Origin of the sequence: Streptomyces griseus subsp. griseus, assembly GCF_000720255.1 — a bacterium.
Classification (GTDB): Bacteria; Actinomycetota; Actinomycetes; order Streptomycetales; family Streptomycetaceae; genus Streptomyces; species Streptomyces griseus_I.
Genome location: NZ_JOJE01000024.1, coordinates 20746 through 41148, shown reverse-complemented (window position 1 = coordinate 41148; position 20403 = coordinate 20746). Strand labels below are relative to the sequence as shown.

Below are 20403 nucleotides of genomic sequence, written 5' to 3'. Positions count from 1 at the left end.
CAGGGCGCGCCGCACCGGACTAGAAAGCCGGTGGAGAGCCGACACGGAGACGCTCACGAAGGGAACTCGATGGCGTACGACCTGATCACCATGGGGCGGATCGGAGTGGACCTCTATCCGCTGCAGACGGGTGTGCCGCTCCCGCAGGTCACGTCCTTCGGGAAGTTCCTGGGCGGCTCCGCCTCCAACGTCGCGGTCGCCGCGGCCCGGCTCGGCCGGTCCACCGCGGTGATCACCCGGACCGGCGACGACCCCTTCGGCACCTACCTGCACGAGGCCCTGCGCGGCTTCGGCGTCGACGACCGCTGGGTCACCCCGGTCGCCGGACTGCCCACCCCGGTCACCTTCTGCGAGGTCTTCCCGCCGGACGACTTCCCGCTGTACTTCTACCGCCGCCCCAAGGCGCCCGACCTGGAGATCGACGCCCACGAGCTCGACCTCGACGCCATCCGTGAGACCCGGATCTTCTGGGTCACCGGCACCGGCCTGAGCGAGGAGCCGAGCCGTACGGCGACCCTGGCGGCCCTCGCCCACCGCGCCAAGGCCGGCACGACGGTCTTCGACCTCGACTGGCGCCCCATGTTCTGGACAGACCCGGACGCGGCCCGCCCCTTCTACACCGAGGCCCTCAAGCACACCACCGTCGCCGTCGGCAACCTCGACGAGGTGGAGGTCGCCACCGGAGTGCGCGAACCGCGGGCCGCCGCGCAGGCGCTGCTGGACGCCGGTGTCGAGCTCGCGGTGGTCAAGCAGGGCCCCAAGGGTGTCCTGGCCGTCAACAGCAAGGGCGAGAGCGCGGAGGTCCCGCCGCTGCCGGTGAACGTCCTCAACGGACTCGGCGCCGGGGACGCCTTCGGCGGCTCCCTCTGTCACGGCCTGCTGGAGGGCTGGGACCTGGAGCGGATCATGCGGCACGCCAACGCGGCCGGTGCCATCGTCGCCTCCCGCCTGGAGTGCTCGTCCGCGATGCCGACCACTGACGAGGTGGCGGCGGCGCTCACCGCGGGGGCCGTGCTGTGACCGTCGACGTCACCGAACTCGTCCGGCTGCGCGCCCACCGCCCGGAGGCGATCGCCGAGGCCGCGGCCCGCCGCCAGCGACGGCCGCTGCTCGGCGACACCGGCCGCCTGATGGTGGTGGCCGCCGACCATCCGGCGCGCGGCGCCCTCGGCGTGGGCGAGCGCAAGCTCGCCATGGCCAACCGCGCCGACCTGCTCGAACGTCTCTGCCTGGCGCTGTCCCGGCCCGGCGTCGACGGTGTCCTCGCGACCGCCGACATCCTCGACGACCTGCTGCTGCTCGGCGCCCTCGACGGCAAGGTCGTCATGGGCTCGATGAACCGCGGCGGCCTCCAGGGCGCCGTCTTCGAGCTCGACGACCGTTTCACCGGCCACCGCGCCGCGGACATCGAGCGGCTCGGCTTCGACGCGGGCAAGCTGCTGCTGCGCATCGACTACGACGACCCGGGCTCCCTGACCACCCTGGAGACCACGGCCCGCGCGATCGACGACATGGCCGCGCGCGGGCTGCCCCTGTTCGTGGAGCCGTTCATCAGCCGCCGCACCCCCGAGGGCCGCCTGAAGAACGACCTGTCCGCCGAGGCCGTCACCAAGTCCATCGCCATCGCCTCGGGCCTGGGCGGCAGTTCGGCCTACACCTGGCTGAAGCTGCCGGTCACCGAGAACCCCGACGACATGGCCGAGGTCATGGAGACGTCCACACTGCCCGCCGTCCTCCTCGGCGGCGAGGTGGGGGAGGACCAGGACGGGGCGTACGAGAAGTGGCGCGGGGCGCTTCAGCTGCCCACCGTCAAGGGACTCGTGGTGGGGCGTTCGCTGCTCTATCCGGCGGACGGGGATGTCGCCGCCGCCGTGGACACCGCCGTAGGACTGCTGTGAGGGCCGCATGACGAACAACGAGCTGTACATCGCGCGCGGTACCACCGCGGACGCCGACCACGTCCTCGACATCGATCCCAAGCGGGCCGGCTGGGTCCACAGCAGCCTGCGGATCGTCGAGCTGGAGGCCGGGGACACCCACACCTTCACCACCGGGGACAGTGAGTGGATCGTGCTTCCGCTGCAGGGCGGATGTACCGTGCAAACAGCCGATGAAGAGTTCCAACTCCTGGGCAGGGAAAGCGTGTTCGCGTCGGTCTCCGACTTCGCGTACGTGCCCCGAGACGCCCGGGTCCAGATCGCCTCCGGCGCGGGAGGCCGCTTCGCCCTGGCAGGAGCGAAGTGCGAGCGACGACTCCCCGCCCGCTACGGCCCCGCGCCGGAGGTCCCCGTCGAAGAGCGCGGCAGCGGCAACTGCGCCCGTCTGGTGCGCAACTTCGCCTCCGCCGAGGCCTTCGACTGCGACAAGCTCATCGCCGTCGAGGTCATCACGCCCGGCGGCAACTGGTCCTCGTACCCGCCGCACAAGCACGACGAGCACCGGCCGGGCGAGGAGGCGGAGCTCGAGGAGATCTACTACTTCGAGATCGACGGCCCGAACGGGTTCGGCTATCAGCGCGTGTCCCCTTCGCGTGACGGCGGATCGGACGTCCTCGCGGAGGTCCGCTCCGGCGACGCCGTCCTCGTCCCCGACGGATGGCACGGCCCGTCCATCGCCCAGCCCGGGCACGCCATGTACTACCTGAACGTCATGGCCGGTCCCGGCGCGACGCGGGAGTGGCGGATCTGCTTTCACCCGGCCCACGTCGAAAGCACAGGGGGTTACCGATGACGACCCGGCTGACCGTCGCGCAAGCGCTGGTCCGTTTCCTCGCCGCCCAGTACACGGAGCGCGACGGCGTACGACAGCGGCTGATCAGCGCCACCTGGGGCATCTTCGGCCACGGCAACGTGGCCGGCCTCGGCCAGGCGCTCGTCGAGTACGCCGACGACATGCCCTACCACCAGGGCCGCAACGAGCAGTCCATGGTGCACGCGGCCGTCGGGTACGCCCGCCAGTCCAACCGGCTGTCCACGCACGCGGTGACGACGTCGATCGGCCCGGGCGCGACCAACCTGGTCACGGGTGCCGCCCTCGCCACGATCAACCACCTCCCGGTCCTGCTCCTCCCTGGCGACACCTTCGCCACCCGCCCCGCCGACCCGGTCCTCCAGCAGCTCGAAGTGCCGTACGCCGGTGATGTGTCGGTCAACGACACGCTGCGCCCGGTGTCGAAGTACTTCGACCGCGTCACCCGCCCCGAGGCCCTCATCGCCGCGGCCCTCCAGGCGATGCGCGTGCTCACCGACCCGGTGGAAACGGGCGCGGTCACCCTCGCCCTCCCGCAGGACGTCCAGGCGGAGGCGTACGACTGGCCGGACGAGTTCTTCGCCGAGCGCACCTGGGTCGTACGACGTCCCGGGGCCGACCCCACGGAACTCGCCGAGGCGGTCGGCTCGATCCGCGCGGCGAAGCGGCCGCTGCTGATCGCGGGCGGCGGTGTCCACCACAGCCGCGCCGAGGAGGCCCTCGCCGAGTTCGCCGAGGCCACCGGCATACCGGTCGCCTCCACCCAGGCCGGCAAGGGCTCCCTGCGCCATGACCACCCCCAGGACGTCGGCGGCATCGGCCACACCGGCACCGCCACGGCCGACGAACTCGCCCGGCTGGCCGACCTGGTGATCGGTGTCGGCACGCGCTACACCGACTTCACCACCGCCTCCGGGACGCTGTTCGAGAAGCCCGACGTGCGCTTCCTCAACCTCAACATCGCTTCCTACGACGGCCACAAGCTCGGTGGCCTGCCCCTGGTGGCGGACGCCCGCAGCGGCCTTACGGAGCTCACCGAGGCCCTCCAGCTGCACGGCCACCGGGTCGCCGACTCCTACGTCAGGGAGTACGTCGAGGACAAGGAGCGCTGGGAGCAGCGCGTCGACGCCTGCTACGAGGCCGACGAGCCCGACGTGCGCCCCTCGCAGCCGCAGGTGCTGGGCGCGCTGGACGCCATCGTCGACGAGACGGACGTGATCATCAACGCGGCCGGCTCGCTCCCCGGCGACCTGCACAAACTGTGGCGGGCCCGCTCCCGCGACCAGTACCACCTGGAGTACGGCTATTCCTGCATGGGCTACGAGATCCCGGCGGCGATCGGCGTGAAGATGGCCGCCCCCGACCGGCCCGTGTGGGCGCTGGTCGGCGACGGCACGTACCTGATGATGCCGACGGAGATCGTCACGGCCGTGCAGGAGGGGATCGCGATCAAGATCCTGCTCGTGCAGAACCACGGCTACGCCTCCATCGGCGGCCTGTCGGAGACGGTGGGCGGCGAGCGGTTCGGCACCGCCTACCGCTACACCGCCGAGGACGGTACGTACACGGGGGCGCCCCTGCCCGTCGACCTCGCCGCCAACGCGGCGAGCCTCGGCATGCGCGTGCTGCGCGCCAAGACCGTCCGCGATCTGCGCGCCGCCCTGGCGGAGGCGCGCGACGCCGACACTCCCACTTGTGTCTACGTCGAGACCCAAACGGCAGACACAGTGTCGGGCGCGCCTCCGGCGCAGGCCTGGTGGGATGTACCCGTGGCCGAGACCGCGACGCGAGCGTCTGCGGTGAAGGCCCGTGAGCTGTACGAACGGCACGTCTCTACCCGACGCCGCCATCTGTGAAGGAGCACTCGGTCATGACGAAGATCGTCAACCACTGGATCGGCGGCAAGACCGTCGAAGGCGCGTCGGGTACGTTCGGGCCGGTCACCGACCCGGCGACCGGCGCGGTCACGACGAAGGTCGCGTTCGCCACCGTCGACGAGGTCGACGCCGCCGTCGCCGCCGCGAAGGACGCCTTCGCGACCTGGGGCCAGTCCTCGCTGGCCCAGCGCACGTCCATCCTGTTCAAGTTCCGCGCGCTCCTTGACGCCAACCGCGACGCGATCGCCGAGCTGATCACCGCCGAGCACGGCAAGGTGCACTCGGACGCCCTGGGCGAGGTCGCGCGCGGCCTGGAGATCGTCGAGCTGGCGTGCGGGATCAACGTGCAGCTGAAGGGCGAGCTGTCGACGCAGGTCGCCAGCCGCGTGGACGTCTCCTCGATCCGCCAGCCCCTCGGCGTCGTCGCCGGCATCACGCCGTTCAACTTCCCGGCGATGGTCCCGATGTGGATGTTCCCGATCGCCATCGCGACCGGCAACACCTTCGTGCTGAAGCCGTCCGAGAAGGACCCGTCGGCGTCGATCAAGATCGCCGAGCTGCTCGCCGAGGCCGGTCTGCCGGACGGTGTCTTCAACGTGGTCCACGGTGACAAGGTGGCCGTCGACCGCCTCCTGGAGCACCCGGACGTCAAGGCGGTGTCGTTCGTCGGCTCGACCCCGATCGCCCGCTACATCCACACCACCGCCTCCGCCAACGGCAAGCGCGTCCAGGCCCTGGGCGGCGCCAAGAACCACATGCTGGTGCTGCCGGACGCCGACCTCGACGCGGCCGCGGACGCGGCGGTCTCGGCTGCCTACGGCTCGGCGGGCGAGCGCTGCATGGCGATCTCCGCGGTCGTCGCGGTCGGCGCGATCGGCGACGAGCTGGTGGACAAGATCCGCGAGCGCGCCGAGAAGATCAAGATCGGGCCCGGCAACGACCCCACCTCCGAGATGGGCCCGCTCATCACCAAGGTCCACCGCGACAAGGTGGCGTCCTACGTCGAGGGCGCGGCGGCCGAGGGCTCCGAGGTCGTGCTCGACGGCACGGGCTTCACGGTGGACGGCTTCGAGGACGGCCACTGGATCGGCATCTCGCTGCTCGACAAGGTGCCGACCACCGCGAAGGCGTACCAGGACGAGATCTTCGGCCCGGTGCTGACGGTGCTGCGCGTCGACACCTACGAGGAGGGCATCTCCCTCATCAACGCCTCACCGTTCGGCAACGGCACCGCGATCTTCACCCGGGACGGCGGCGCGGCCCGCCGCTTCCAGCTGGAGGTCGAGGCCGGCATGGTCGGCGTGAACGTGCCGATCCCGGTCCCCGTCGGCTACCACTCCTTCGGTGGCTGGAAGGACTCGCTCTTCGGCGACCACCACATCTACGGCAACGACGGCACGCACTTCTACACCCGCGGCAAGGTCGTCACCACCCGCTGGCCCGACCCGGCCGACGCCCCCGCCGGCGTCGACCTCGGGTTCCCGCGCAACCACTGAGGCACTCTCGCGCAGAGAGGTACGAGGGCACCGGATCGGGCGGCGTACTCCCGCCGCGGTACGCCGTCAGGCCCCCGTACCCCTGTGGGATGGCCGGGTGTTCAACCCGGGGTCTGCATCGGTTGTCGGTGGCGCCCCTTACCGTTGACGCATGGATCTTCGACTGCCCGCACTGCGGGGACCGCGCACGCCGCGGCGGCTCCTGGCCGCCGCGGCGGCCGTCGTCGTCCTCGTCGGTGCCGGTACCTGGACGGCCGTCGCCTCCGACGGGGCGCCTCCGGTGCACCGCAGCGACCAGGTCATGGCGGTGAACGGGGTGCGCATCGACACCTCGTACTTCACCTCCGGCCCGTCCGGCCGCCGCCCCGCCGTCCTGCTGGGGCACGGCTTCGGCGGCAGCAAGGACGACGTACGGCAGCAGGCCCAGGACCTCGCCCGTGACGGGTACGCGGTACTGACATGGTCGGCGCGCGGCTTCGGCAGGTCGATCGGGAAGATCGGGATCAACGACCCGAAGGCCGAGGTCGCCGACGTCTCCAAGCTCATCGACTGGCTGGCCAAGCAGCCCCAGGTCCGGCTCGACAAGCCCGGCGACCCGCGCGTGGGCATGGCGGGCGGCTCCTACGGCGGCGCGATCTCCCTGCTGGGTGCCGGGTACGACGACCGGGTGGACGCCATCGCCCCGTCGATCACGTACTGGAACCTCGCCGACGCCCTGTTCCCGAACGGCGTGTTCAAGAAGCTGTGGGCCGGGATCTTCTTCAACAACGGCGGCGGCTGCGAGAAGTTCGAGCCCGCCCTGTGCGCGATGTACAACCGGGTCGCGGAGTCCGGCACCCCGGACGCGGCCGCCCGCAAGCTCCTTGAGGAGCGCTCGCCGTCCGCCGTCGGCGACCGCATCAAGGTGCCCACCCTGCTGATGCAGGGGCAGACCGACTCCCTCTTCCCGCTCGGCCAGGCCGACGCGGCCGCGAAGGCGATCCGCGCGAACGGCGCCCCAGTGGACGTCGACTGGATCGCGGGCGGGCACGACGGCGGCGACATGGAAGCCGACCGTGTCCAGGCCCGGGTGACGGCGTGGTTCGACCGCTACCTCAAGGGCGACAAGGGCACCGACACCGGCCCGGCGTTCCGGATCACCCGCACCGGGGGTGTCGACTCCACCGACGGCCAGGCCCAGACGCGGGGCGCGAGCGGCGACACCTACCCCGGCCTGGAGAGCGGCGGGCGGTCCATCGCCCTCGCCGGCCGCGAGCAGCGCTTCGACAACCCGGCGGGCGCCAGCCCGCCCGCCGTCTCCGGCCTGCCCGGCCTGGGCGGCGCCGGCGGCCTCTCCCAGCTGTCGTCCCTCGGCGTCGGCGTGTCCCTCGACTTCCCCGGCCAGTTCGCGGCGTTCCAGTCGGCGCCCGTCACCGACGACCTCCGCATCACCGGCTCCCCGACGGCCACCCTCCACGTGAAGTCGACGAGCGACGACGCCGTCCTCTTCGGCAAGGTGTACGACGTCGGCCCCGACGGCAGGCAGCAGGTGCTGCCCTCCCAGCTGGTCGCACCCGTCCGCGTCGAGGGCGCCAAGGCCGGCAAGGACGTGACGATCACCCTCCCGGCGATCGACCGCGAGGTCGACAAGGGCCACCGCCTCCGCCTGGTCCTCGCCTCCACCGACCTCGGCTACGCCTCTCCGGCCGCCCCGGCGACGTACACCGTCTCCCTCAAGGGCGACCTGAACGTCCCGACCGCCCCCGGTGTGAGCACCGCGGCCGCCGCGCTCCCGGCGTGGGTGTGGTGGCTGCCCCTGGCGGGCGCCGTCGCCGCCCTCACCCTGCTGCTGACCGGCCGGCGCCGCACCGCCACCCCCGCCCCCGACCCCGCGCTCGCCGAAGTCCCCTTGCAGATAACGGACCTGAGCAAGCGGTACGCCCGCTCGGCGGACCGGTACGCGGTGCGGGACCTGTCCTTCCGCGTGGAGAAGGGCCAGGTCCTCGGACTGCTCGGCCCCAACGGCGCCGGCAAGACGACGACCCTGCGCATGCTGATGGGCCTGATCGGGCCCGACGGCGGTGAGATCCGCGTCTTCGGCCACGCCATCCGGCCCGGCGCGCCCGTGCTGTCCAGGGTGGGCGCCTTCGTCGAGGGGGCGGGCTTCCTGCCGCACCTGTCCGGCCGGGAGAACCTGGAGCTGTACTGGCAGGCCACCGGCCGCCCGGCGGGGGACGCCCACCTCGACGAGGCCCTGGAGATCGCCGGCCTCGGCGACGCGCTCGCCCGCGCGGTGCGCACGTACTCACAGGGCATGCGCCAGCGGCTGGCCATAGCCCAGGCCATGCTGGGCCTGCCGGATCTGCTCATCCTCGACGAGCCGACCAACGGCCTGGACCCGCCCCAGATCCGCGAGATGCGCGAGGTGATGATCCGGTACGCGGCAGGCGGCCGCACGGTGATCGTCTCCAGCCATCTGCTGGCGGAGGTCGAGCAGTCCTGCACCCACCTCGTGGTGATGGACCGCGGCCGCCTCGTACAGGCCGGCCCGGTCGGTGAGATCGTCGGCTCCGGCGACACCCTGCTCGTCGGCACCGCAACGCCCGTGGAGGAGCCCCTCACCGAAAAGGTCGCCGCGCTGCCCGGTGTCGCCTCGGCCGTCCGCACCGACGACGGACTCCTGGTCCGGCTCGACGCCGACGGCAGCGCCCAGCGCCTGGTCGCCGAACTCGTCCGGCTCGAGGTGCCCGTGGAGTCGGTGGGCCCCCACCGCCGCCTGGAAGACGCCTTCCTCACCCTGATCGGAGGTTCCGCATGAGCACGCCCACCGTCGCCGACGTGGCCTCCGGCTACCGCGCGGCCCACACCCTGCCCCTGCGGGTCGAGCTGCTGCGCCAGCTGAAGCGGCGCCGCACCCTGGTCATGGGCGCGATTCTCGCCGCCCTGCCGTTCGTCCTGGTCGTCGCCTTCGCCATCGGCGGCGATCCCGGTGGGGGCAACGGCCGGATCACCCTCATGGACACGGCCACCGCGTCCGGCGCCAACTTCGCCGCGGTCAACCTGTTCGTGTCGGCGGGCTTCCTGCTCGTCATCCCCGTCGCCCTGTTCTGCGGCGACACCGTCGCCTCGGAGGCCGGCTGGTCCTCCCTGCGCTATCTGCTGGCCGCGCCGGTGCCGCGCGCCCGCCTGCTGTGGTCCAAGCTCGTCGTCGGACTCGGCCTGAGCCTCGCCGCGATGATCCTGCTGCCCGTGACGGCGCTCGCCGTCGGCACGGCCGCCTACGGCTGGGGCCCGCTCAAGATCCCCACCGGCGGCGAGCTGGACACCGGGACGGCCGCCCAGCGCCTGGTGGTGGTCGTGGCGTACATCTTCGTCTCCCAACTGGTCACCGCCGGCCTCGCGTTCTGGCTGTCGACGAAGACTGACGCCCCGCTCGGCGCGGTCGGCGGCGCGGTGGGCCTCACCATCGTCGGCAACGTCCTGGACGCCGTGACGGCCCTCGACCACTGGCGCGACTTCCTGCCCGCGCACTGGCAGTTCGCCTGGGCCGACGCCGTCCAGCCGCATCCCGAGTGGTCGGGCATGATCCAGGGCACCGCGATCTCCATAACGTACGCGCTGGTGCTGTTCGCCCTGGCGTTCCGGGGTTTCGCCCGCAAGGACGTGGTGTCGTAGCCCGGCTCTCCCGCTGACGCGGCGCGGTCCAACCGGGTGAAGCTGCGAAACCAATTCCCATGCGTCGGGTTGCTGAAGCAGGACGGCAGCGACGCCATGGGAAAGGAACGTGCCGTGGACAAGAAGGCCATAGCCGCAGCGGCGGCCACCGCTCATCTCGTCCGTAGGCCGGTGACGGCCGCTCCCACGGCGCTTGCTGTCGACTAGCGACAACCGACCCCAAACTCCCTGGCCCGGGCCGTCCGCGGTGACGCGTGAAGAAGAGCCTTGCTTTCGTCACGGGCGCCATCCTGGCCCTGGGCATGGCCGACCCTGGACGTCGATCTCCGTCGACAGGGTCGGTTTTCCCCGTTCTTCAAGCAGGAAGGCAAGCACATTGCGACAGACCCTGAGCAGGGGCGTGTTCGCGGCGGCCGCAGCCACGGGCATTCTGTCCCTGTACGGCAGCCCCGCCCTCGCCGACACGGACGCGACGGCAGTCGCCAAGGACTCTCCCGGTGTGCTGGCCGGGAACACCGTGCAGGTGCCGATCGAGGTGCCGGTGAACGTGTGCGGCAACTCCGTCGCCGTGATCGCGGCGTTCAACACCGCGATCGGCAACTCCTGCGAGAACACCACGTACGGCTACGGTGACTACGGAGTCGAGGAGGACACGCCCCCGGCGCCCAGTCCGAGTCAGACGCCTCCCGTCAGCAAGCCCACCCCGCCTCCCACTCGCATCAGTGAGACGCACCGTCCCACGCATCCGCCCAAGCAGCACAGCGAGACGCCGCCCACGACCAGCGTCGAGAAGCCTGTCGAGCCGCCCCAACTGGCCGAGACCGGCACCGGGGCCCTGGTGGCCGCTTCGGCCGCCAGTGCCGCACTGATCGCGGGTGGGGCGATGATGTACCGCCGCGGCCGCGCCAACTCCTGAGTCACCTGCTCCTCCGTGCCGGACGCAACCAGTCCGGCCCTCCCGGGCAGGCGGTGAATCCCGTCGTGATCACCGCCCGCCCGGGCCGGCGCCGACGTCCGTCACCGGTCGGCCGCACACGAGCGGGCCGCTGACGGCTTCCTCGCCGTCAGCGGCCCTGGTCGGTCTCACGGTTCTCCGTCAGGGGCGGACCGGCGCCGGCGACTCGTTCCGGCGACCTGCTCCCGGTACGGGGACCGTGGTGCCCATCGGGGTCGTCCTGAGCCGACGGCGTACGCCTCGGACGAGTGTCGCCGCCGTGAAGGTCGCGCCGTGGACGAAGCGCATGGCCGGGCCGAAGCCGCCGGCGGTCACCAGACCCGCGAGGAACAGCCCCGGCTGGGAGGACTCGAAGTCCCGCCCGACCGCGGGGGAGCCGTCGGGCAGGGCCGCCAGCGACCCGCGCAGCTCGGCGGAGAGCAGTCCCATCCGGTCGCAGCGCGGCCGGAACCCCGTGGCGGCGATGACGTGTTCGGTCTCCAGGGTGCGCAGGGCGCCCTCACGGCTCACCGTGTCCAGCCGTACGCCGCCCGCCACCGCACTGGCCGTGGCGACCTCGTGACCAGGCAGCACCTCCACCACGTTTTCCACCCGGTCCCGCACCCACCACGCGCCCGCCGGCCCCAGCGCCGTGGTCGCGATGCGGGCCCGGGTCTGCTCCGGCAGACGCCGGAAGAGGTTGGGACGCTCGGAGTAGAACCAGTTCTTCCACCCGGGTCCGAGGCCGCTGTGCGGGGAGCGGACCGACTGCCACAAGGGGCGCTCCCAGGGCGGCGGCACATCGTTCCACACCAGCCGGTCCGCTCGCGCCATCACCCGTACGCGGGTGCCCTGCTCGGCGAGCAACGCCGCGGTTTCCAGGGCCGCCTGGCCGCCACCGATGACCGTGACGTCCTTGCCGCGGAACTGATCGAGACCGCTGTGGTGGCTGCTGTGCGTCACCAGCGAAGGGTGCAGGCCGCGCAGCGCCGACGGTACCTCCACGAACGGCATCACCCCGACCGCCAGCGCCACCGACCGCGTGTGCAACTCCTCCCCGTCCTCGGTGACCACGGAGAACCCGCCAGGGCCGGACGCCACCCGGGTCACGGTGCGCTCGTCCACCCCCGGCACCGCGTGGCGCGCGAACCACAGGCCGTACGACGCGAACGCCTCGACCGGAATCGGCTTCGCGTGACGTGCCGTCAGGCCCTGCTCCGCGCAGTAGGCGCCCAGGTGGAAACGCCCGGCCGGATCCGAGAGGTTGGACGCCCACGGCTCCGACTTCAGGAACATGCCACGAGGCATGTTGTCCCGCCAGCACGCCATGGGCCGGCCGAACACGCGCAGGTTCAGCCCGGCGGCCGCCGCGTGGGAGGCGATCGACAGACCGTACGGGCCTGCGCCCACCACCAGAAGGTCGTACATCATCAACTGCTCGCTTTCTCGTTGTCGTCAGATGAGGGCGAGGCCGCCCGGGGGGCCGGCCGTTGCGACGCCACAGCGGTCGAGCCCAGCCGTTCACGCATCCGCCGGGACACATGACGGCACCACTGGGCCCACATCGCCCATCCGGGAGCGCGGTCGTCCCGGGCGTACCAGGCCAGTTCGCGTCCGGCGGGTGCCGGTCGCAGTGCGGCGAGCGGCGCGTAGTTCTCCACCACGAACCTCCGCCCGGCCATCGGCGCCCCGTCCGGCAGCGGACGGCCCGTCAGGTCCAGGTGCAGGGCGCGTACGACGTCCAGCCCCGCGCTGTCCGCGAAGAGCCGGAACTGGGCGCCGGGGCGCGGGTTGAAGTCGAGCAGGTGATAGCGGCCCGTCGCGCCGCAGCGGCGGAAGTCGAGGTCGAAGATGCCGCGGTAGCCCAGCTCGCCGGTGAGCCGCTCGGCCAGCGCCCGTACCTGCGGGTTGGGCGTCCAGCAGCCCACCGCGGTGAGCCCCGCTCCACGCGGCCAGGCCAGCTGCTTGCGCCCCGGCCCGCCCGCGCGCACGGCACCCGAGCGGTCGGCGTAGCCGTGAAAGAACCAGTCCAGGTCCTCTCCCGGCGGCAGGTACGCCTGCAGCAGCAGCCGACTGCCCGCCTCCTCGGTGCGCAGGTACAGCTCCCGGGCCTCCTGCTCGGAGCGGACCAGCACCGTGCTGCGCAGCCCGCTGCCGGAAGGCAGCAGCCAAGGACGGCTCCACTTGGCCACCAGGGGGAACCCGAGCCGCCGCGCATCGTCCACGGCCCGTGCCGGACTGTCCGGGACCAGCGTCACCGGGTGCGGGATGTCCGCCGCCGCGCACACGGCCGCCAGCTCCGCCTTGTCGGCGACGCGTTCGGACAGCGTGCCCGGCATCGTCGGCAGCAGGTAGGAGGGCGCGAGTTCGTCCCGCATCCGTCCCACGGCGATCGCGCTCGCGTCGTCCATCGGGATCAGGACGGCGGGACGCGCGATCCGGTCGGCCACGCGGCGCAGCGCGACGAGGATGTCGTCCGCGGACGCTCCTGGAAGGGGCGGCGGGTGCATTCGCCGTACGTAACGCGACGCGTGGAGGGGACTTCTCGCCGAATCAGCGACGACATGCACCTCCACTCCCGCCCTTCCGAGCGAACGCACGGCCCCCAGTGTTCCGTGGTGAAAGGGATTTCGGTCGATCCGCAGCAGCACGGCGGGGACACGGGTGTCGAGAAGCGACACGAATTCTCTCTTTCCTTCGGATCGACTCACCCGTGCGGGTGAGCGCAGTACTCGAAAGCCCCAACGGCAATGGCGACATTGCCTTTTCTGTGACTGACTTCATATGACTGCTCGTCAATAAAGAAACCGAGGCAGAAGGCCGATGACAGCGAAGAATGCAGGCATGGCCCCAAAGCACAAGCGGGTCCGGGCCCGCTGGCTGGCCGCGGGCGCGGTGGCGGTCGCCGTGTCGGTCGCCGCCCTGGCGTCCGGCCCCCCGGCAGGGGTGCGGGTGGTGCGCGCCGACGATCCTCGCCCTCCGGCGCCGACCCCGACGACCACCCCGGTGCCGGGCAGGGAGCCACCGCCCTTCGGTGCCTTCCTCAAGTCCGATGCCCGTGGTGTGGACCGCATGGCACTGTTCAGCCGCTGGCTGGGCGGTGCCGAACTCCGCGTCGGCCACACCTACCTGCCCGGTATCCGCTGGAGTGACATCGAGGGTGACCTCGGCTTCCTCGACGCGTGGGCGCGCTGGCGCAACCAGAAGGCCGACCGGATGCTCGTCCTCAACGTCCCCATGCAGGAGCGCAACGAGGAGGGCGTCTCGGACGACGAGGTCCGGCAGCTGCTGCGGCGAGGCGCGGCCGGGGAGTTCGACCACCACTTCCGCGCTCTCGCCGAGCGGCTGGTTCGGCTGGACGTGCCGGACGCGGTCCTCGTGCTCGGCTGGGAGATGAACGGCACCACGTACACCCATCGCTGCGGGCCGGACCCGGAGGCTTGGAAGACATACTGGAACAGGATCGTCACCACCATGCGCTCGGTGCCGGGCCAGAAATTCAAGTTCGATTTCACGCCGGCCCGCGGTTTGGACGCCGTTCCCTGGACGGAGTGCTATCCGGGGGACGACACGGTCGACGTCGTCGGCATGGATTCCTACGACCAGCCGACCGGGATGTCGTTCGACGAGCAGGTGCGAGAGCCCTACGGGCTGCAGAATCACGTGGATTTCGCGAAGGCCCACGGCAAGCCCGTCTCGTACCCCGAATGGGGGCTCTTCCGCAACGGCGACAATGTCGAGTACATGCGGCGCATGCTCGCGTGGATGGACGAGCACCGGCCGCTCTACAACACGCTCACCGACTACTGCCCGCACGGCGTGTGGCAGTGCGAGGCCAACCCGAGGTCGTCCCACGTCTACCGGTCGTCCCTCTTCGGCCGCTCGGACGAGGCGACGCCGACCCCCACCCCCACGCCCACACCCACACCGGAGCCGTCCACGCCCACCGCGCCGACGTCCCCGGAGGAGTGCACGGAGCTGGACCTGGGCGACTGGGTGGAGTACTGGATCGGCGGGAAGATCTGCCTCCCCGACTGGTGGTAGGGCACCGAAGACGCGCCGGTCGGCGCGCGGTTCGGTGGAGGGGTCGGTCCGGTTCACCGCCGTCACCGCTGTCCGCGGGCATCGGCGGCGGCGGCCGGTCCGGGCACCGAGGCGGCGGGCACGGGGTCGTCGTCCTGGCCGGTCCTCCTCGGCCGCGCCAGGAGGGCCAGGCCGCACAGCAACCCGCCCGCGCTCGCGCCCACCAGAGCGGTCACCGCCGGCGACGCGGACGTCGGCTCGGTCGGCTTCACCGCCCGCGAGAACTGCACGAGCCGTACCTGGGTGCTGCCCTTGCTGTGGTCCGCGTGCCGGGTCAAGGCGCGGGAGACCGCGTTGGCCATGTCGACGGCGAGGTCGGAGTGCGAGGAGGTGGCCGAGACGGCGACCATCGGCGCGTCCGGCGAGGTCGCCGTGCGCACGCTGTGCTGCAGCGTGCGCACCGGCACGCCCGCCCACACCTGCGCGTCCCCGAGCACCGCGAGCTGCGTGGCGACCCGGCCGTACGCCTGCGCGAAGCCGAGGGCGGAGTCCGGGGTGGACTTCGAGGTCGGTACCGCGATGACGTAGCTGGTGGCCGTGTACGTCGGGGGTTTGACCATGCCGTAAGCGCCGCCGAGCAGGCCCCCGACGAGGGTGCCGGTCGCGAGGACGGACCAGGACGGCAGCCTCCTGACACGGGCCAGGGACAGGCGGCGCTGACGGGTCGGGATGTCGGTCATGACGGGCTGGCTCCCAGAGGTGAGCGGGACGACGAAGAACTGGAGACCGCTGCCGCATACACGTCCATGAGGCGGGCTGCGCTGCGGGTGATGCTGTAGGGATGCGCGACCTCCGGCGCCGTGCGCGGCCGAGGGCCGGCCGCGCGGACCTCGGCGATCGCGTCGGCGTACGCCTGGGGGCCGCCGCGCACCCGCCGGGCATCGGCGGTGGCCGACGGCGGCAGGTCCTCGAGCGCCGGGCAGGAGGCGTAGAGCACGGGCAGGCCCGACGCCAGTGCCTCCACGACGGCCAGACCGAAGGCCTCGTCCGTGGACGGAGACGCGAGCAGGTCCATCGCGGAGGTGAGCGAGGGCAGGTCGGGGCCGTGCGAGCCGTCGGGGACGTAGGGACGTTCGCCGGTGAACAGGACGCGGTCGGCCACACCGGCCTCGTGCGCCGTGCGGCGCAGGACGTGCTCCTCGGGGCCGCCGCCCACCAGCAGCAGCCAGCAATCGTCCGGCAGCCGGGTGAGCGCGCGGACGAGGACGTCGAACCGCTTGCCCGGGGTGAGCCGTCCGACGCCCCCGACGACCCACGCGCCCTCCGGCAGGCCGAGCCGCCGGCGGGTGCGTTCGCGCCGCTCCTGGTCGAAGCGGAAGCGGTCCAGGTCGATGCCGTTCGGGACGACCTCGATGCGGGGCGCGGGCACGCCCCAGCGCTTCAGGCGGTCGGCCACTGTCGGGGAGACGGCTACGGTCGCCGAGCCGAGCCGCTCACTGGCGAGGTACAGCGCGCGCACCCCCGCCGTCAGCCTGCGGCCCTCCATCTGGGAGTCGCCCAGGGAGTGTTCGGTGGCGACGACCGCGCGGACCCCTGCGATGCGTGCGGCGAGCCGGCCATAGACGCAGGCCCGGTACAAGTGCGTGTGGACCAGGTCGTAGCCCCCGGCGCGGATCAGCCGGACCAGGCGCGGGAGCGCGGCCAGGTCGCGGTTGCCGCCCATGCCGAGATGCACGACGCGCACGCCGTCCGCGACGAGGCCCTCGGCGACCGCACCGGGGTTGGTGAGCGTCACGACGTCGCAGTCGACCGGCAGGTGACGCAGCAGCAGGCGCAGCTGCTGCTCGGCCCCGCCGACGCCGAGGCCGGTGATGATGTGCAGAGCCCTCATGTCACAGGCCCTCCACCTGGCGCCGGCGCAGCCGGTGCAGACGGTGCTTGAGGTGCAGGCGCCAGGCCTTGTCGTTCTGGCCGACGTGCACGCGCGGCAGGGCGTGCGGACCGGTCAGCGGGCCCGGGTCGATGGCACAGGCGTAGGTGTATCCCGCTTCCCGTACGGCCTCGACCGCGCGGGCGTCGACCGTGCCGTACGGGTAGCAGAAGCCGTCGACCCAGGCGCCCGTCAGCTGCGTGAGCAACGCGCGGCTCTCGCCGACCTCGGCCCGGAGAGTGAGGTTGTCCGCCCGGGTCAGGTCGACGTGCGTCAGCCCGTGCGATCCGATCTCCACGCCCTCGGCGGCCGCTTGCCGGATGCCGTCCGCGGTCAGCAACGGCTTGCGCGGGCCGAGCGGGTCCCAGGCGTTCTCACCGCCGAGCCGTCCGGGCAGCACGAAGAGTGTGGCGCTGCAGTCCCAACGGTGCAGCACCGGCAGGGCTTCGGTGACGAAGTCGGCGTACCCGTCGTCGAAGGTGAGCCCGACCAGGCCCCGCCCCACGCCGCGGGCGCGGGCGGCGAGCAGTTCGGCCACGGACACGCCCCGCAGCCCGCGGCGGCGCAGCCACGCGAGCTGCCGGTCGAGCCGCTCGGGCGTGACCGTGATGCGGTACGGGTCGTCCGAGCAGTCGCCCACCGAGTGGTACATCGCCACCCACGGGATCGGGGCCGGGCGCGAGGCGCGGAGTCTGCCGGTGTCGACGGAATCAACGGAAGCGACCATGTGTGAGCCTTCGTGTGACGGCGCTCGCGGAGCGCAGTGCGGATGCGAAGCCCTGGGCGCCCAAGGCCCAGGTGAGCGGGACGAAGACGGCGGTCACGGTGAGGCAGCCGGCCGCGAGACCCGCCACCGGCGACTCCGGCCGGCCGGCGACGAACGCCCCGGCGAGCGTGGCGACGACCGCGGCGCACACGGACCTGCTCAGCTCGGCCAGCACCTGCCGGACACGGACCGAGACGCCGTAGGGGCTGTTCTGCCGCGCCGTTCGCAGGCCGACGAGCATCAGGGCGGCCGTGACGGTGATGCCGAGGGCGTTGGCGGCGGCGATCCCCGCCACACCCCAGACCCGCACGGTCGCGGCACCGATCAAGGACGTCACGGCGATGCCCGCGGTCATCACGCCGACGGGATACCAGGTGGGCCGGCCCGCCGAGAAGTACGAGCGGACCAGAGCGCCCACCAGCGTCTGACCCAGCAGTCCGAGGGCGTACACGCGCATGACGTCCGCCGTCGCCGCGGTGTCACTCGCGGTGAACGCGCCCCGCTGGAAGAGCAGTTCGACCATCTGCGGGGCGCCGGCGATCACCGCGCACATGCCCAGCAGCACCAGACAGGAGGCCAGCGCCAGATCCCGCTCCACGCGGCTGCGTGCCCGTTCGGTGTCGCCGTCCGCGAGCGCCCGCGCCACCACCGGGAAGGTGACCGTGCACACCATCAGCGACAGCGTCATCGGGATCTGGGCGACCTTCTGCGCGTAGTTCAGGTGCGAGATGGCCCCGGCGGGCAGGGAGGAGGCCAGGAAGCGCTCGACGAGGACCTGCGACTGGCGGCACAGGGCGAACAGGAGTACGGCGGCGACCAGGGCGACCTGCATCGGCCGCCCTTCGGTGCTGTTCCCGTCCCCGCACGGGGCCGGCCCGCGCGACACCAGTTGCCGCCACAGCGACGGCAGTTGCGCCAGCACCATCAGACAGCCGCCCGCCGCGACCCCGACCGCGGCGGAACGCACGCCCCAGCGGTCACCGAACAGGAACATCGCGGCGATGATGCCGGTGTTGTAGGCGACGTAGATCGCCGCGGGCGCGAGGAAGCGGCGGTGTGCCCGCAGGGCGGCGCTGCAGTACCCGGCGAGCCCGAAGGCCAGCACACAGGTCGCCGTGAGCCGGGTGCAGTCGGCGGCGAGGCGGGGGTCGGGCAGACCGGGCGCGAGGGCCCGGACCAAGAAGGGAGCGCCGCCTGCGACCAGCGCGGCCACCGCGGCCAGCGCGAGGCACAGACGGGGCAGGGTGGCGGCGACCAGGGCGCGGACCGGGTCGCCCGGGGCACCGCGGGCCCGGCGGGCCAGCGCCATGCTGAACGCCGGGATCAGCGCGATGGCCAGACCGTCCTCGATGAGCAGCGTGGCGGCGAACTCCGGGACGGTCCACGCGACCAGGAAGGCGTCCGTGTCGCTTCCGGCACCGAACAGCCGTGCCAGCGCCTGATCGCGCACCAGGCCGAGCAGTGAGCCGGCGATGGACAGCGACGCCGTGACGAGCGCGGCCCTGGCGAGAAACCTCCCGGAGGCCGGGGAGCCCGGGTCGGCGCCCTGCGCGGCCTTGGTTGCGACACGGGCCGCAGGTACGGTCGCCGCGATCTCGGTCTCGGACCCGGGGGGTTGCGAAGGCACCACCGTCATCGCGCCAGGGCCTCCTCGACGCACTCACGCACTCCGCCCCGAGGCACGTCGCCCCGCTCGTGGCCGGCCAGCGCCCACCAGGACGCGAGCCCCATGCCCACCGCGGTCAGCACGGTCGAGGGGCCGCCGATGTCTCCGTACACGAAGTCGGTCAGCAGCCAGACCAGAAGCCCGCAGGCGACGAGCGCGCAGTCGAGCCCCGACCCCTGGGCACGGACGCGCCGCAGCCTCCGCAGCCCGCACACCAGCACCGCCAGCCAGCTGCCGGCGAGCCCGAGCAGCCCGATGAGGCCCTGCTCGCTCAGCACCAGCAGGTACATGTTGTGCGGCGACAACAACGGCTGCCTCGAGTACGTCACTCCCGCGCCCTCGATGTCGCTGGCCGACGACAGCGCCAGGGTGGCGTGCCCGTCCCGGTACTCGGGAAAGCCCTTCAACCCGACGCCGGTCAGGGGGTGCTGACGCCACATGCCGGTGGCGGAGGCCCACAGCGTGTAGCGGTCGACGACCGACTGGTCGGGGGCATCGGTGACCTGCGTGATGCTGTCGATCCGCTGTTGCAGCAGCGCCGAACCGACGCCCAGCCCGCCCACCAGGATCACACCCGCGGCGGCCACGGCCGCGGCCACCTTCAGCGCGCGCCGCAGCCCGGCCAGGGCCAGCTGCACGGCGCACGTCAGGACGGTCGCGATCCAGGCGCCCCGGCTGAAGGAGAGAGCGAGCGGCGTCAGCAGCGCCAGAGCGCACCCGGCGGCGATCGCCCGCTGGCGTACCGATGCCCGGCCCAGCGCGATCCCGACCGCGCACACCAGGCCGAGGGAGACGACCGTCGCCATGCCCATCACGTCATGCGGCCCGAAGGTGCCGACGGCCCGGATGTCCGCGCCCTGGTAGGAGGCGCCGGTCCGGGTGACGTACTGGTGGACGCCGAGAGCGCCCTGGCACAGTGCGAGCCCCACGAACGACCAGGCCACCAGGCGGAAGTCGGCCCGGTCGCGGGTCAGCAGCAGCACGGCCACCGGGACGAGGACGAAGATCTGCAGATAGCGTCCCAGGCCGGCGAGCCCTGCCTGGGGCGAGGAGGCCCCCACGGCGGCGAGCGCGAGCCCCACGACCGGCAGGCACAGCACCACGGCCGCGGTGGGCGACAGCGGGCTGCGCCGTTCGCGCAGCAGACGGATCACGCAGTACACGACGGCCAGCCCCGAGACCGCGTCGGCGGGCCCGGCGCCGTCCCGTGTCAACGGCAGGGCCAGCAGGACGGGCACGGCCACCACGGGCAGGACCGGCGTCAGCGCGGCGGTCCGGCGCGCGAGCGGTGTCAGGGCGTGGCTCACGG

The 20403-nt window shown here is 72.4% G+C and carries 16 protein-coding genes; 9 read left to right on the top strand and 7 right to left on the bottom strand.

The genetic code is table 11. The features are described 5' to 3' along the window. The first annotated feature begins 69 nt into the window (after positions 1 to 69). From iolC to IG99_RS28065, 8 genes are all read left to right on the top strand, one after another. On the top strand, positions 70 to 1020 hold the full coding sequence (gene iolC, locus IG99_RS28100; protein WP_037678480.1) for a 5-dehydro-2-deoxygluconokinase: 951 nt from the start codon (positions 70 to 72) through the stop codon (positions 1018 to 1020). Then, entirely contained in the window at positions 1017 to 1898 is an 882-nt protein-coding gene (locus IG99_RS28095) for a Cgl0159 family (beta/alpha)8-fold protein (protein ID WP_037678478.1), read from the top strand. Before iolC ends, IG99_RS28095 begins: the two co-directional genes overlap by 4 nt. 7 nt (positions 1899 to 1905) lie before the next feature. Further along, a complete protein-coding gene (iolB, locus tag IG99_RS28090) occupies positions 1906 to 2730 on the top strand; it encodes a 5-deoxy-glucuronate isomerase (RefSeq protein ID WP_037678476.1) in 825 nt (274 codons plus the stop codon). Beyond that, positions 2727 to 4604, top strand: coding sequence for a 3D-(3,5/4)-trihydroxycyclohexane-1,2-dione acylhydrolase (decyclizing) (gene iolD, locus IG99_RS28085; protein WP_037678474.1), 1878 nt, complete (start codon positions 2727 to 2729; stop codon positions 4602 to 4604). The genes iolB and iolD overlap by 4 nt, the downstream gene beginning before the upstream one ends. Before the next feature lie 14 nt (positions 4605 to 4618). After that, positions 4619 to 6121: a CoA-acylating methylmalonate-semialdehyde dehydrogenase gene (mmsA, locus tag IG99_RS28080; RefSeq protein ID WP_037678472.1), complete on the top strand. Its 1503-nt coding sequence runs from the start codon at positions 4619 to 4621 to the stop codon at positions 6119 to 6121. A 151-nt stretch (positions 6122 to 6272) separates the two neighbouring features. After that, positions 6273 to 8918, top strand: a complete 2646-nt coding sequence (locus IG99_RS28075; RefSeq protein WP_037678470.1) for an alpha/beta fold hydrolase — start codon at positions 6273 to 6275, stop codon at positions 8916 to 8918. Beyond that, on the top strand, positions 8915 to 9775 hold the full coding sequence (locus IG99_RS28070) for an ABC transporter permease (RefSeq protein ID WP_037678468.1): 861 nt from the start codon (positions 8915 to 8917) through the stop codon (positions 9773 to 9775). Before IG99_RS28075 ends, IG99_RS28070 begins: the two co-directional genes overlap by 4 nt. Positions 9776 to 10151: 376 nt before the next feature. Next, positions 10152 to 10691, top strand: a complete 540-nt coding sequence (locus tag IG99_RS28065; RefSeq protein WP_037678465.1) for a chaplin — start codon at positions 10152 to 10154, stop codon at positions 10689 to 10691. 180 nt (positions 10692 to 10871) lie between these two features. On the opposite strand, the gene IG99_RS28060 is transcribed toward IG99_RS28065, so the two are convergent. Together IG99_RS28060 and IG99_RS28055 are read right to left on the bottom strand one after the other, a co-directional pair. Then, complete coding sequence (locus tag IG99_RS28060; protein WP_037678610.1) at positions 10872 to 12137, bottom strand: NAD(P)-binding domain-containing protein; 1266 nt, start codon at positions 12135 to 12137, stop codon at positions 10872 to 10874. A 2-nt stretch (positions 12138 to 12139) separates the two neighbouring features. Next, positions 12140 to 13390 (bottom strand): carboxylate--amine ligase, encoded by a 1251-nt coding sequence (locus IG99_RS28055; RefSeq protein WP_037678462.1) that lies wholly within the window; start codon positions 13388 to 13390, stop codon positions 12140 to 12142. 163 nt (positions 13391 to 13553) lie between these two features. Here IG99_RS28055 and IG99_RS28050 point away from each other — a divergent pair, with 163 nt between their 5' ends. Next, a complete protein-coding gene (locus tag IG99_RS28050; protein ID WP_037678459.1) occupies positions 13554 to 14753 on the top strand; it encodes a glycoside hydrolase family 26 protein in 1200 nt (399 codons plus the stop codon). A gap of 62 nt (positions 14754 to 14815) precedes the next feature. Here IG99_RS28050 and IG99_RS28045 read toward each other — a convergent pair whose 3' ends face one another. From IG99_RS28045 to IG99_RS28025, 5 genes are read right to left on the bottom strand one after another with little or no spacing between them, the layout of a single operon-like run. Beyond that, a complete protein-coding gene (locus IG99_RS28045; protein WP_037678455.1) occupies positions 14816 to 15472 on the bottom strand; it encodes a YveK family protein in 657 nt (218 codons plus the stop codon). Beyond that, on the bottom strand, positions 15469 to 16623 hold the full coding sequence (locus IG99_RS28040; RefSeq protein WP_037678454.1) for a glycosyltransferase: 1155 nt from the start codon (positions 16621 to 16623) through the stop codon (positions 15469 to 15471). Before IG99_RS28040 ends, IG99_RS28045 begins: the two co-directional genes overlap by 4 nt. Position 16624: 1 nt before the next feature. Then, the gene (locus IG99_RS28035; protein ID WP_037678450.1) at positions 16625 to 17389 is read right to left on the bottom strand and encodes a polysaccharide deacetylase family protein; all 765 of its coding nucleotides are present in this window, start codon (positions 17387 to 17389) and stop codon (positions 16625 to 16627) included. Next, positions 17373 to 19064 (bottom strand): murein biosynthesis integral membrane protein MurJ, encoded by a 1692-nt coding sequence (murJ, locus tag IG99_RS28030; RefSeq protein ID WP_037678447.1) that lies wholly within the window; start codon positions 19062 to 19064, stop codon positions 17373 to 17375. The genes IG99_RS28035 and murJ overlap by 17 nt, the downstream gene beginning before the upstream one ends. Next, positions 19061 to 20401 carry an O-antigen ligase family protein gene (locus IG99_RS28025; RefSeq protein WP_037678444.1) on the bottom strand — a complete coding sequence of 447 codons (1341 nt, stop codon included), beginning with the start codon at positions 20399 to 20401 and terminating at the stop codon, positions 19061 to 19063. Before IG99_RS28025 ends, murJ begins: the two co-directional genes overlap by 4 nt. Between the last annotated feature and the right edge of the window lie 2 nt (positions 20402 to 20403).